Origin of the sequence: Neobacillus oceani, assembly GCF_046237595.1 — a bacterium.
GTDB classification, from domain to species: domain Bacteria; phylum Bacillota; class Bacilli; order Bacillales; family Cytobacillaceae; genus Bacillus_D; species Bacillus_D oceani.
Genome location: NZ_CP143543.1, coordinates 2,705,786 through 2,719,578, shown reverse-complemented (window position 1 = coordinate 2,719,578; position 13,793 = coordinate 2,705,786). Strand labels below are relative to the sequence as shown.

Genomic DNA, 13,793 nt, shown 5'->3' with positions numbered 1-13,793 from the left:
TTTTTTGAACGGATCCTCTGCCTTCAGCTGGATCTTTTTTCATGCTGCCGGCATATCCGTTTACCCCTCTTCCTCAAAGAAGGAGGATATTAAATGAAAAAAACGACTGATTTTTTAAAAATGAAAGAGGCCGGGGAAAAAATCGCCATGCTAACGGCATACGACTATCCATCGGCAACGACGGCGGAACAGGCTGGGATTGATATGATTCTGGTCGGAGATTCGTTGGGGATGGTCGTCCTCGGCTATGAAACAACGGTACCTGTCACAATCAACGATATGATTCACCACGCAAAAGCTGTGAGAAGGGGCGCTCCAGATACATTTGTTGTCGTGGACATGCCTTTCATGAGTTACCACGTATCAACTGGGGATACCCTGCTTAATGCGGCAAGGATCATCCAGGAGACAGGAGCGCATGCAGTAAAGCTTGAAGGCGCTGATGAAGTACTTGAAAAAATCAAGGCGCTGACTTCCGCGGGTGTTCCGGTTGTCGCCCACCTTGGACTTACACCGCAATCCGTCGGTGTGCTTGGCGGCTACAAGGTGCAGGGAAAGGACGCGGAAGCTGCGATCAAACTGATTGAAGATGCGCGCCTTTGCGAAGAGGCCGGGGCATTTGCCCTTGTGCTCGAATGCGTCCCACAAGAGCTTGCTGCACAGGTATCCAAAAAGGTGTCCATACCGATCATTGGAATCGGGGCAGGTTCGGGCGTTGATGGCCAGGTCCTTGTCTATCATGACCTTGTAGGTTATGGTTTCGGAAGGGTTCCTAAATTCGTCAAACAATACGGACAGGCAGCTGAAAACATTACAGATATGATTGGCCAATATATTTCCGATGTGAAGGCTAGCCAGTTCCCGGAAAAGATTCATTCATTTACGATGAAGGAAGAAGAGCTGCAGGCCCTTTATGGTGCAAAGGAATGAACGTGATTGAACGCATCTCTGAACTGCGTGAAGAACTAAACACGCATAAAAGGAATGGCCGGACGGTTGGATTCGTACCAACAATGGGCTACCTTCATGAAGGCCACCTTTCCCTTATTAAAAAGGCGAGGGCGGAAAACGAAATCGTTGTTATCAGCATTTTCGTAAATCCGTTGCAATTCGGCCCCTCGGAGGATTATGATTCCTATCCAAGGGACTTAAGCCATGATACATCGCTCGCAAGGGAGGCTGGAGCGGATTATTTATTCGCTCCTTCCGTACAGGAGATGTATGCCGCTGTTCCTTCAGTATCGGTCACGGTAAAGGATCGGACCGATGTGCTGTGCGGAAAGTCAAGGCCGGGCCATTTTGATGGAGTTGCGACTGTCCTGACTAAACTTTTCAACATCGTGCTTCCCGACAGAGCTTATTTTGGCCAAAAGGATGCACAGCAAGTGGCTGTCGTCGATGGGCTGATAAAAGATTTCAATTTTCCGGTAAAGCTTGTACCGGTGGAAACGGTAAGAGAAGATGACGGGTTGGCAAAAAGCTCAAGGAATATCTTTTTGACCCAGGATGAAAGGCAGGAGGCCACAGCACTCTACCAAAGCCTCCAGGCAGCCCGGGAGGCCATCGGGAATGGGCAAAAGAATCCGGCAACCATTATTGAATTGATGAAAACGATTATTGAAACACGGACGAGCGGGAAGATTGATTATATCGAAATCTACAGCTACCCGGAACTCAAACCGGTCGACACGCTTAAGGGCCGATTTATTATCGCGCTAGCTGTCCGCTTTTCGGGTGCAAGGTTAATTGACAATATGATTTTTAATGCTTAATCCCGGAAATGCTGTTTTGCGCTAATGCCGGGATAGGAGGAGAGAAAGAGCATGTTCCGCACCATGATGAACGGGAAAATTCACCGGGCAAGGGTGACCGAAGCTAACCTGAATTATGTCGGCAGCATTACAATCGATGAAAACCTGCTTGATGCTGTTGGGATGGTAGCGAATGAAAAGGTTCAAATCGTTAACAATAACAACGGTGCAAGGCTTGAAACGTATATTATCCCCGGAGAACGCGGCAGTGGTGTCGTCTGTCTGAACGGGGCCGCAGCCAGGCTAGTGCAGGAGGGTGATGTTGTCATCATCATTTCATATGTCCTGGTGCCAGAAGAAAAAGTCGCTTCGCATGAGCCGAAAGTGGCGATTATGGATGAGAATAACCTAATTGTCGAGTTGATCCATGCCGAACCGGCCAATACGATTATGTAGAAGAAAGCTCCCTTCCTTTGGGGAGTTTTCTTTTTGGCTCCGGCGTATCTTCATTCCTCTTCCATGTTTTTCGAAGATTGAAGTATAAAGCGACAGGGTTTTTTACCAATCTTTGTCGCTCAACGGGATTTGAGCGGCACCTTTTCCGATACCCCTGCTTTTTATTTTTCTGTTTTTATGTTACCGTTTTGTTTGAATGAATAGTTGGGGTGTTAATGAATGGCCAAGAAATATGTTGTAGTCGACCTTGAAACGACAGGGAATTCGCCGAAAAAAGGGGATAGGATCATCCAATTTGCGGCAGTGGTTATTGAAAACGGCAAAATTGTCGAAGAGTTTTCTTCCTTCGTCAATCCATTGCAGCCCATCCCTGCCTTTATAGAAGAACTGACCGGGCTAAGGGACTCGGATGTAAAGGATGCCCCGTTGTTCCCGGAAATCGCCGGCAAAGTTTCCTCCCTTCTTAAAGATGCCTATTTTGTTGCCCATAACGTCCTTTTCGATCTTGGCTTTTTACAGGAAGAGCTTATAATGGCAGGAGAAGAAGCTTTTTCGGGGCCAGTCCTTGATACAGTCGAACTGGCAAGATTCATGGACCCGGAGGCAGACAGCTATAAATTGGCGGACCTTGCGGAAAAGGAGGGGCTTTCGCACGACCGGCCCCATCAAGCGGATAGCGATGCTTATGTAACTGCGGAGTTGCTCCTTTTATACACGGATAGAATCCAGAGGCTTCCTGAAAAGGTCCTCACCAAGCTCGCTTCCCTTGCAGAGGGGTTAAAAAGCGACTTGCACCTGCTCCTGAACAAAATTGCCCTTAGCAAATCGGATACCAATCTCCCGGACGAGCTTGTGTCGGTAAATGGCATTGTCCTAAAGAAGCAGCAGGCAACAAGGAAAACTGATAAGGAATATTCAAATCATTATATCTATCCATATAGCCTTGAGGAAAAACTTGCGTTAATCGAAAAACCCCAGCTTGAAAGCAGGGCTGGCCAATTTGAGATGATGGACGAAGTTTTCCACTCTTTTGAGAACGGGACACATGCGTTAATCGAAGCGGGGACCGGGATTGGGAAGTCGCTCGGCTATCTTTTGCCGGCCGCGTATTTCGCAAAAAGGCACATCTCAAGGGTAGTCATTAGTACGCATACAATCCAGCTTCAGGAACAGCTTTTGGTAAAGGAAATCCCCCTATTAGAACAAATCGTTCCTTTTCCGATTAAAACGGCTCTCCTTAAAGGCAGGAACAATTACATATCATTAAGCAAGTTTGCCAAAAGCCTAGAAGAGGAAAATGATAATTATGATACGGCCCTTGCTAAAATGCAGATCCTTGTCTGGTTAACGAGAACGGTAAACGGCGACAAGGATGAATTGAACCTATCCAGCGGCGGACGCCTCTATTGGAATACAATCCGAAATGAAAAAGATAGCCTTTCTGTAAGCAACCCATGGGACGAATACGATTTTTATAAAAGGGCTAAAAGGAATGCCGCTGACGCGGACCTTTTGATTACAAACCATGCCCTCATTTTATCCGACCTTGAAACCGATGGCGCGGTTTTACCCGAATACAGCTATGCCGTCATAGATGAAGGCCACCATTTCGAAAAAGCTGCTGGCAAACACTTTGGAGTAAGGCTCGATTATTTGGGTACAAGGCTTGCAATCGGACAGTTTGGTCTTTTTGAACAGCGGCAGCTTTTCTATAAGGCCGAAAAAGCGATTAGAAATCTGCCTCATAGGGATAAGGTGATTTCGCAGGCAAAGCTGAACGAGCTTGTTTCTGGGGCAATCGTGGAAATGGACGAATTCTTCCGGCTGGCTATAGCCTATACGGAAAAAGGCCGGAATAGGAATTCTTTAAAACGATTGAAGGCAGGGTTAAGCGAAACAAGGAACAAAAAGGAATGGGAAGCGCTTAAACATGCTGCCGGCAGATTTTCATTTTTCCTAAAGGATTTGCACTCTGCCGCCAATGCAATGATGGGTCTGGTGAAAGGATTAAATTCCAAGGATTCATTTGGCTTAGCGAGTAGCCTGGCAGCTTTTCTTTCGGAAATAGATATGCTTAGAAACAGTATTGGCGCTTTTTTTTCAAGCGGGGAAGGCTTTGTAAAATGGATTGAAACCGACCTCAGGGCCCCGCAAAATACAACAGAGCTGATTGCGATGCCCGTTTCGGTAGCAAATGAAATTTCGGAAAACTTCTTTATGGAGAAAAAATCTGTCGTTTTGACATCGGCAACCCTGACTGTGAACAAATCGTTCCGTTTTTCCCTTGAAGGGCTGGGTATTGACCCTAAATACGTAAACTTGCTTTCCATCCCTTCTCCTTTTGATTACAAGGAGAATGTGAAATTATTCATAACGACCGACCTGCCCGAAATTAATTCCGTTCCTCAGGAAGAATATATCGCCGAAATAGCAGGAAGAATCGTTTCCATTTGTGATGCCGCAAAAGGAAGGCTTCTTGTCCTGTTCACTTCCCATGACATGCTAAAGAAGACATATGAACTAGTTAAGGAAAGCGGACTTCTCTCGGAATATGCCCTTATTGCGCAGGGAATTACAGGCGGAAGCAGGTCAAGGCTAACCCGAAGCTTTCAGAAGTATGAAAAGGCAGTCCTTTTCGGGACAAACAGTTTTTGGGAAGGAATCGATATTCCAGGGGAAGGGCTTTCCTGTCTCATTGTCGTCCGTTTGCCGTTCAGCCCGCCAGACGAGCCATATACGAAAGCGAAATGCGAGTTGATTGAAAGAAGAGGTGGCAGGCCTTTTTCGGAATTTTCACTTCCCGAGGCTGTCTTAAGGTTTAAACAGGGTTTTGGAAGGCTGATTAGGACAGGGACCGACAGGGGGGCAATCGTTGTTTTTGACAAACGTCTCGGAGAATCCTCCTATGGTAGAGCGTTCCTCGATTCTATCCCTTCCGTCGCAATCAGGAAGGCAGACATTGACCAAGTGGTTGAGGATATTGAAAATTGGCTGTAAGAAGGCGGATTCAAAAATTTAGATTGAAAAGTGAATTGTTTTTTACGAAGCAAACTAATACCTGATATAATTAGTAAATACTTATCTGGCCCCGGCCCATCGACGGGGAGATTTGATGGAGGCTGTTTTTATGGAAAGTAAAATTGAAGTTCTCTCAACCGTAAAAATCCAGAATAGCCCAGACCTTTATAAGGTAGTGGATGCGTTGAACAGATGCTTGAAGGACAGGGATCTCATGTTTGGCCTGGCGCTTGACAGCAACGATCATTCAAAGGCTATTTTTACGATTTACCGGACGTAAAGGGGCGAAGAAGTGAAAAAAATTGTCCTATACGCTATTCTATTTTTAGCATTGGCCACGGGAATTACCGGGTGGATTTATTCAAATGCAATGAGTCCGGTCAGGGCCGCGGAACAAAAGGCGGTCCAGATTGCCAGGGAAGAGGCTGGAATAATAAAAACAGACCGTTTCTATTTGTATAATTTGTATAATGACTTCGAAACAGTTTACGTTGTCATGGGCACAAATAAGAAGGACCAGGAAGTTATCGCCTGGATACCGGAAAAAGGCGGGGAGACCGTGGTCCGGAAAATTGAAGACGGTGTTACTAAGAGCCAGGCAAAGAACAAGGTCCAAAAAGAAAAAAAACCAAAAAAAATTATATCTGTCAGGCCTGGAATGGAAAATGGCGTTCCATTTTGGGAGGTTTACTATACCTCTGAGGATGGTTTGTTAAATTACTATTATGTATATTTCGATACGGGGGATATGTACAAATTAATTAGAGATCTTTAATCAATTTGGAGGTAAAAAAATGAAAACAACATTGGCCCACAGGGTACTCGCATTGTCCCCCTCCCCGACACTGGCTATCACTGCAAAGGCAAAGGAACTGCAAAGCCAGGGGCATGGAATCATTGGGCTTGGAGCAGGCGAACCCGATTACAATACGCCAGAACATATTCTCGAGGCGGCCAAGAAATCAATGGATGAAGGGCACACTAAATATACCCCTTCCGCAGGGTTGCCGGAATTAAAGAAGGTAATTTCTGAAAAATTTGCCAAAGACCAGGGAATCAATTATGCGATGAATGAAATCATTGTCGGGAATGGTGCCAAGCATATCCTATACACACTTTTTCAGGTTTTACTGGACGATGGTGACGAGGTCATTATCCCGTCCCCATACTGGGTAAGCTACCCTGAGCAGGTGAAATTGGCCGGAGGGGTGCCAGTTATTGTTGAATGCAAGGAAGACAGCCAGTTTAAAATAAGCGCCCGCCAACTTGAAGACGCCATTACCGATCGAACAAAAGCAGTCATTATCAATTCGCCTGGAAATCCGACCGGAATGGTTTATTCAAAGGACGAGCTTAATGCGCTCGGTGAAATTTGCCTCAAACACAATGTGCTTATCGTTTCTGATGAAATATACGAAAAGCTAGTCTACGGAGGGGTTAAGCATATATCGATTGCGCAAATTTCACCTCAATTAAAGGAACAAACCATTATTGTTAACGGTGTATCAAAATCGCATTCGATGACAGGATGGAGGATTGGCTATGCCGCTGGCAATAAGCAGATTATTGAAGCAATGACCAATCTGGCAAGCCATAGCACTTCCAACCCGACAACAACTGCCCAGTACGCAACGATTGAAGCCTACAGGGGCACGCAGGACCCGGTCGAGGAAATGCGAAAAGCATTCGAAAGCCGGCTTGAAAGGGTATTCCCTAATCTTGTTTCCATTCCGGGCTTCAACTGCCTGAAGCCACAGGGCGCGTTTTATCTTTTCCCAAATGTAAAAGAAGCTGTGGAGGAATGCGGCTATAAGGATGCGGATGAATTCTCGGAAGCACTCCTCGTGGAAGCAAAAGTGGCCGTTGTTCCAGGATCTGGATTCGGAGCACCGGATAACATCAGGCTTTCGTATGCAACTTCCCTTGAAAATCTTGAAGAAGCCATTAGCAGAATCCATGAATTCGTCTCTGAAAAGATACGAAAATAGATCAAAGCGGGGAACTGCTTTCCAGTTCCCTTGCTAGAGGATTTTTACAATTGTATAATAGGATGATACATAGAAATTGTCTTGCTAGTTTTGGAGGGAATAACATTGATTAAATCGACGATTGCAGAGGTCCACAAATATGTGGGGGAAGAAGTGAAAATTGGTGCCTGGCTTGCCAACAAACGTTCCAGCGGGAAAATTGCCTTTCTTCAGTTAAGGGATGGTACAGGATTCATACAGGGAGTGGTAGTCAAGAACGAGGTTGCTGAAGAGATATTCCAGGCTGCCAAAACAGTTACACAGGAATCATCCTTGTATGTAACAGGCGTTGTCCAAAAGGATGAACGTTCTCAATTTGGCTATGAATTGAACGTAAAAGGAATCGAGATCCTTCAGCTGGCTTCGGATTACCCGATAACTCCAAAGGAACACGGAACCGAATTCCTAATGGACAACCGCCATCTTTGGCTGCGTTCGAAACGTCAGCATGCGGTCATGAAAATCCGGAATGAAATCATCCGCTCAACGTATGAGTTTTTTAATGATAACGGGTTTGTAAAGGTGGACCCGCCAATTTTGACTGGCAGCGCGCCGGAAGGAACAACAGAGCTTTTCCATACAAAGTATTTTGAAGAAGAAGCATTTCTTTCTCAAAGCGGGCAGCTTCACTTGGAAGCGGCTGCCATGGCACTTGGGAAGGTCTTTTCTTTCGGGCCAACCTTCCGCGCGGAAAAATCTAAAACGAGAAGGCATTTGATTGAATTTTGGATGATGGAGCCGGAAATGGCCTTTACGGACCATGAAGAAAGCCTAGTCGTCCAGGAAGAGTACGTGGCATATATCGTTCAATCCGTCCTGAAAAATTGCCAGCTCGAGCTAAAAACCCTCGGCAGGGATTTATCGAAGCTTGAACAAATCAAAGCACCGTTTCCACGCATTACGTATGATGATGCAATCAAACTGCTTCATGAAAAAGGCTTTGACGATATCCAGTGGGGGGATGACTTTGGCGCCCCGCATGAAACAGCCATTGCGGAGAGCTATGACAAGCCTGTTTTCATCATCCATTACCCTACCGGACTGAAGCCATTCTACATGCAGCCTCATCCAGAACGTGATGATGTGGTTTTATGCGCGGATATGATTGCTCCCGAGGGCTATGGCGAAATCATTGGCGGCTCTGAGCGTATCCATGATTATGACCTCCTTAAAAAGAGGCTTGAAGAGCACAACCTTCCATTGGAGACATATAATTGGTATCTGGAGCTTAGGAAATACGGCTCTGTTCCACATTCAGGCTTTGGCCTCGGCCTTGAAAGAACTGTTGCTTGGATCAGCGGCGTTGAACACGTTAGGGAGACCATTCCATTCCCGCGCCTGCTGAACAGGTTATACCCATAATACTTTGGAAAACCCGCCAACCTATTCTTTTTGGCGGGTTTCTTATTGCCAATAAAGACTCACCATTTTTTAGGATGTTTGAATGGCGAGTAAAGTGTCCTGGATTATACGGCGGCTAACCGGTTTCCAAAAAAAGAGTGTAGTGGAACACCTTACTTGGCGGACTTGTTCATGTTATACTGATAGGGAGGTGTCGAATTATGAAAACGGGTATCCTTGCTTGGATGCATGAGGGGAATGTGACAATACCTTCCTTGCTTTTTTCCGAATACAGGAATTTAAAGCTGACTGAATATGACCTGGCCATTGTTTTGAACATACTTGCCTTTACACAAAAAGGGAATAATTTCCCCACTCCCGAAGAGCTTTCCTCGCGGATGACGATTTCCATCAATGAGTGTACCGATTTGCTTAGGAGATTGATTCAAAGAGGCTACATAGAAATCATCGATGAATGTTCCCCGGAAGGCATCCGTTCTGAAAAATACTCATTGGACCCCCTTTGGGAAAAGCTTGTAGACCAATTCCTGCTGAACCAGAAAAATGAAAAGGAACAAGGCAGAAAATCCGAAGAGTCAGACTTGTACACCGTTTTTGAGAAGGAATTCGGCCGGCCGCTTTCACCTTTCGAATGCGAAACGCTAGCTATGTGGGTGGATGATGACAAGCACGCTCCGCAAATTATTAAGGCTGCTTTACGGGAAGCTGTCATGTCGGGAAAACTTAATTTCCGTTATATTGACCGAATCCTGTTTGAATGGAAAAAGAACGGAATTAAAACCATCGAGCAGGCAAGATCCCAAAGCCAAAAATTCAGGCAGCGCCAGCAGGCAAGGCAGGGCTTTTCCGAACGCCAAAGCCAGCCCGCGGCAGCCGTGCCATTTTACAATTGGCTTGATCAGTAATGCCGATTTTCCAGGCGAGAGAGCATCTTCTCTCGTTTTTGCTTTGCATGCGTGTAATTATCCGCGAAGACTAAGAAAAGCAGGTGAACCATTTTGCTGAAAAAAGACCAAATTCGTTTTTGCCTTGATGAAATGGGCAGGATGTTCCCCGAAGCCCATTGTGAACTGAACCATTCAAACCCATTTGAACTGGTCATTGCGGTGGCCTTGTCAGCACAATGTACCGATGTGCTCGTCAATAAAGTGACCGATTCGCTTTTTAAAAAATATAAGACGCCACAGGACTATTTGAACGTCTCTCTTGAAGAATTGCAAAATGACATCCGTTCAATCGGTTTATTCAGGAACAAGGCGAAAAATATCCAGAAGTTATGCACGATGCTGTTGGAAAGCTATGGAGGGGAGGTTCCCCGCGATAGGGATGAATTAACCAAGTTGCCAGGGGTGGGCCGGAAAACGGCCAATGTCGTCGTTTCCGTGGCTTACGGCGTTCCGGCAATCGCGGTTGATACTCATGTGGAACGGGTAAGCAAACGGCTTGGGATTTGTAGATGGAAAGACTCGGTTCTTGAAGTTGAGAAGACGCTTATGAAAAAGGTGCCAAAAGATGAATGGTCGGTGACCCACCACCGGATGATTTTTTTCGGGCGTTATCATTGCAAGGCCCAAAATCCTCAATGCCCTGAGTGCCCTTTGCTTACCTTATGCAGGGAAGGAAAAAAGCGCATGAAAGGGATAGTTTAAATGAGCGGACACATTCCTTCCGAATTGGACCATCCATTCTTTAAAGGAATAATAACGAATCCAACTGCCATTACAGCCGATGTCACCTTGTTTGCACACGAAATTTCCTATTTTTCGGGAGAGAGTGGAAAGTGGCCATGGAACGTGCCGGACGAATCCGTTCCAAAGCTTTTTGCGGCGTGGGAATGTTTGCGTGAGGATATCTCTCTTGCATTTAAAATAAGGGAAAAGGCATCAATCCTATCGGCAATGAGGAAGGGAGTGGGGCTGTTTTTGCATGTTCTGTTCTGGAGCAATGGACAGCCTGTATCGCTTGCATCCATGCCAGGTCCTTTTAGCCTATCGGTAAAACCAGCGAATTGTAGGGACAGGATTCAATTTTTAATTGATCGCCCAGGTTTGTTCCATTCGTTTATCCAGTTGTGCGAGCTTATGGATGAGCAATATAAACATTTCCAGGTAAAACTCGCAAAAGTGAAAAAAAATCGATAAAGAAGCGCCTGGCTAATGAGCCAGGCGCTTTCCTTTGTTTTTAAGGAAACTTAAAAATTGATCCTTGTGGATAAATTCAAAACAAGTTATTGTAATCCAGCTCCACAAGAGTAGGCTTCGGAAGCATAATCCTCGCACGAAGAAAAAGCGATAGCTTTTTCGAGGAGCGTCCTAGCCCCTCGAGGTCATAAGCCGGATCCCTCCGGAGGGCTGGCCCGTCCTGCGGGCCCCGTCTTATGCTGGTCGGGGCTGACCAAGGCGCTTTCGCATCTTATGTTATGAATGAATCAGCCTCCACCGGTACCTCCGCCGGTACCTCCACCAGTGCCTCCACCGGTGCCGCCGCCGGTGCCTCCACCAGTGCCTCCACCAGTGCCGCCGCCAGTACCTCCACCAGTGCCGCCGCCGGTGCCTCCACCAGTGCCGCCGCCGGTGCCGCCGCCGGTGCCGCCGCCAGTGCCTCCACCGGTACCGCCGCCGGTATCTCCGCCGGTACCACCGTCGTCACCACCGCCGGTATCGCCTCCATCATCACCGCCGTCATCGCCGCCGTTATCACCGCCATCATCTCCGTCATCGCCACCATTGTCTTCCCCGCCGCCAGTTCCGTTTCCTTTTCCTTTGTCATTCCCGTTTTTATTTCCTTTATTATCCTTATCTTCTTCATTTCCGGAATTTTGGGTTCCAGGGACTTTAATCGATATGGAAGCAGGGTCACTTGTTTTTCCATCCTTTAAAGCAGATACGGAAATTGTATAGATGGCTCCTGGCTTAACATTTGTTAATTCGAACGAAGTGCCGCTAGATTGGTCAGTCAAAACAGGGTTCCCATTTTCGGAAACATTGATTGCGAAGCTTGCGCCGCTTTCACTGTAGCTCCAGTTTGCTGATATTGAGTTGGTTCCGCTGTTGTATTGGGCGCTTAAGCCTTTTGGCGATTCGAGCTTGTCGAATTTTTCAGATACCTGTTTAGGCTTCTTTCCTTTTACTGCATATTCATAGAGTACATGGCTGTCCGGTGTATACTTACTCGCAAGTTTTGCAGGGACGGACCCTTTTTCAATCCGGACTTTTTCCACGCTTTTCGGCATTGTGAAATCTGCCGTTTTCTTTCCTTTAGATACTTGTTGCATTAAATTTTTATAGAGCTGCAGTGCGATCTTTTGATCTTTCCCAGGCTTAATTGGAGTGTTCCTGCTCTCGTAACCGGTCCAAACTGCAATCGTATAGTCGGTCGTATAACCCGCGAACCAGGCATCCGGAACCGATTTTTCGCTAATGTTCAATTTCTTTAATTCATCGTCTGTATAGTTGGTCGTGCCCGTTTTCCCAGCTGCCGGAAGGCCGGGGATTTTCGCCATTGTACCGGTCCCGCCTGGCTCCAAGACACTTTTCAGCATGTCCGTAACCATGAAGGCGGTATAATCCTTCATCACGACCTTCGTTTCGGGGTTCGTATCGATTTCGGTACCATCCCTGAATTGAATTTTTTTAACCGTAAAAGGTTTGGTGTAAAATCCGTTATTCCCGAATGCGCTGTATGCTCCAGCCAATTGCATTGGGGAAATGCCGTATTTTAATCCGCCGATCGCATACGATTCATATATTTCTTTTAACGGTATGCCAAGATCCACTGCAAATTGTTTTGCTTTTTCGGTGCCAACCTGCTGCAGCGCCTGTACGGCAATTGTATTCTTAGATTTTGCCAGCGCCTGCCTGATCGTCATCCATCCGTCATACTTGTCGTTCCAGTTTCCGAATTCCTTGCCGTCGGAAAATTTGATTTTCTTGTCTTCGAGCATATGGTACGTTCCCCATTGCTTGAATTCAATAGCAGGACCATAATCGAGAATGGGTTTAATTGTTGACCCGGGCTGCCGTTTTATATCAGTCGCATAGTTGAATCCGCGCTGGACATCTTTATTCCTTCCGCCTCCGATGGCCCGGACCTCTCCAGTTTTTGTATCAAGCATGACAACTCCAGCTTGGAATTTTTCATCGGGAAATTGGACAATGTCGTTGGAATACATCATTTTATCAACAAAGTCCTGGGCATCGCGGTCCATGGTTGTATAAATGGTCAACCCATCGGAAAAAATATCAAAATCGCCCGCCTTGTTTACCTCTTCAATGACAGCGTCAACAAAGGAATCATAGGGCTTGCTGTCCTTTTGTCTTTTATCTTCTGGAATAAGGCTTGATTCCAAAGGAATGCTCTGAGCCTTCTTCATTTGCTCCTTTGAAATAAAACCGTGCTGGTTCATTAGGGACAGAACGGTATTCCTTCTTTTTTCCGCGCGTTCCGGATGTTCGAAAGGGTTATAGTTGTTTGGGCTTTGCGGCATTCCCGCCAAAAGGGCAGCCTCGTGCAGTTCAAGATCGTTCAGGTCCTTTCCGAAGTATTCCTTTGCAGCGGTTTTGACTCCGTGAACACCACGGGAGAAGTAAATTTTGTTTACATACATTTCGAAAATTTGTTGTTTTGTATACTTTTGTTCAAGCTGATGGGATAGCCAGGCTTCCTGAACCTTCCTCTTAAGTGTTTTATCGTTTGTCAATAGATAGTTTTTGACAACCTGCTGTGTTATCGTCGACGCTCCTTGAGCCCCGAATCCATCAGTCACGTTGGCAATGACTGCTCCTCCAAGGCGAATCAAATCAATGCCATGGTGTTGATAGAAGCGGACATCCTCTGTAGCGAGGAAAGCATCTTCGACCAGTTTAGGGATATCCTTGTAATCTACGTAATCCCGTTTAATGGAACCAACTTCCCGAATCGGTTTATTATTGATATCCAGGATTTTAGACGGAATAGGATCCTTTAATAGTTTTTTCTCCAGCTTTGGCGCACCTTGCACAAGATAGGCGAAGGTGGCTACACCGGTAAGCATGCCAGCAATCCCGATTGCGATAAGAATCAGGAAAATTTTCTTAAATAGGCCTGGATGTTTGGAAGGCGTTTTTTTGCTTGCCTTATTTAATTGCTGCCTGCGTTCCTCCCTGGATTTATAGTTATTTGCCATAAGTTTCCTTCCTTT

The 13,793-nt window shown here is 46.1% G+C and carries 12 protein-coding genes; 11 read left to right on the top strand and 1 reads right to left on the bottom strand.

The window, feature by feature from the left end; translation table 11 throughout:
- The first annotated feature begins 93 nt into the window (after window positions 1-93).
- From panB to V1499_RS13610, 11 genes are all read left to right on the top strand, one after another.
- The gene (gene panB, locus V1499_RS13660; protein WP_409270455.1) at window positions 94-930 is read left to right on the top strand and encodes a 3-methyl-2-oxobutanoate hydroxymethyltransferase; all 837 of its coding nucleotides are present in this window, start codon (window positions 94-96) and stop codon (window positions 928-930) included.
- Complete coding sequence (panC, locus tag V1499_RS13655) at window positions 927-1,772, top strand: pantoate--beta-alanine ligase (RefSeq protein ID WP_409270454.1); 846 nt, start codon at window positions 927-929, stop codon at window positions 1,770-1,772. The genes panB and panC overlap by 4 nt, the downstream gene beginning before the upstream one ends.
- 51 nt (window positions 1,773-1,823) lie before the next feature.
- On the top strand, window positions 1,824-2,207 hold the full coding sequence (panD, locus tag V1499_RS13650) for an aspartate 1-decarboxylase (protein ID WP_409270453.1): 384 nt from the start codon (window positions 1,824-1,826) through the stop codon (window positions 2,205-2,207).
- Between the two features lie 219 nt (window positions 2,208-2,426).
- Window positions 2,427-5,204: an ATP-dependent DNA helicase DinG gene (gene dinG / locus V1499_RS13645; protein ID WP_409270452.1), complete on the top strand. Its 2,778-nt coding sequence runs from the start codon at window positions 2,427-2,429 to the stop codon at window positions 5,202-5,204.
- A 130-nt stretch (window positions 5,205-5,334) separates the two neighbouring features.
- Entirely contained in the window at window positions 5,335-5,505 is a 171-nt protein-coding gene (locus V1499_RS13640; protein WP_115452367.1) for a YpmA family protein, read from the top strand.
- A gap of 12 nt (window positions 5,506-5,517) precedes the next feature.
- Window positions 5,518-6,000: a DUF5590 domain-containing protein gene (locus V1499_RS13635; protein WP_409270451.1), complete on the top strand. Its 483-nt coding sequence runs from the start codon at window positions 5,518-5,520 to the stop codon at window positions 5,998-6,000.
- A gap of 19 nt (window positions 6,001-6,019) precedes the next feature.
- Complete coding sequence (locus V1499_RS13630; protein WP_409270450.1) at window positions 6,020-7,213, top strand: pyridoxal phosphate-dependent aminotransferase; 1,194 nt, start codon at window positions 6,020-6,022, stop codon at window positions 7,211-7,213.
- A gap of 108 nt (window positions 7,214-7,321) precedes the next feature.
- A complete protein-coding gene (gene asnS, locus V1499_RS13625; protein WP_409276299.1) occupies window positions 7,322-8,614 on the top strand; it encodes an asparagine--tRNA ligase in 1,293 nt (430 codons plus the stop codon).
- A 200-nt stretch (window positions 8,615-8,814) separates the two neighbouring features.
- Complete coding sequence (locus V1499_RS13620; RefSeq protein WP_409270449.1) at window positions 8,815-9,519, top strand: DnaD domain-containing protein; 705 nt, start codon at window positions 8,815-8,817, stop codon at window positions 9,517-9,519.
- Between the two features lie 93 nt (window positions 9,520-9,612).
- Entirely contained in the window at window positions 9,613-10,263 is a 651-nt protein-coding gene (nth, locus tag V1499_RS13615) for an endonuclease III (protein ID WP_409270448.1), read from the top strand.
- Window positions 10,264-10,755, top strand: a complete 492-nt coding sequence (locus V1499_RS13610; RefSeq protein WP_409270447.1) for a YpoC family protein — start codon at window positions 10,264-10,266, stop codon at window positions 10,753-10,755.
- Between the two features lie 287 nt (window positions 10,756-11,042).
- Here the strand turns inward: V1499_RS13610 and V1499_RS13605 are convergent, their stop codons facing one another.
- Entirely contained in the window at window positions 11,043-13,778 is a 2,736-nt protein-coding gene (locus V1499_RS13605) for a PBP1A family penicillin-binding protein (RefSeq protein ID WP_409270446.1), read from the bottom strand.
- Window positions 13,779-13,793 lie beyond the last annotated feature (15 nt).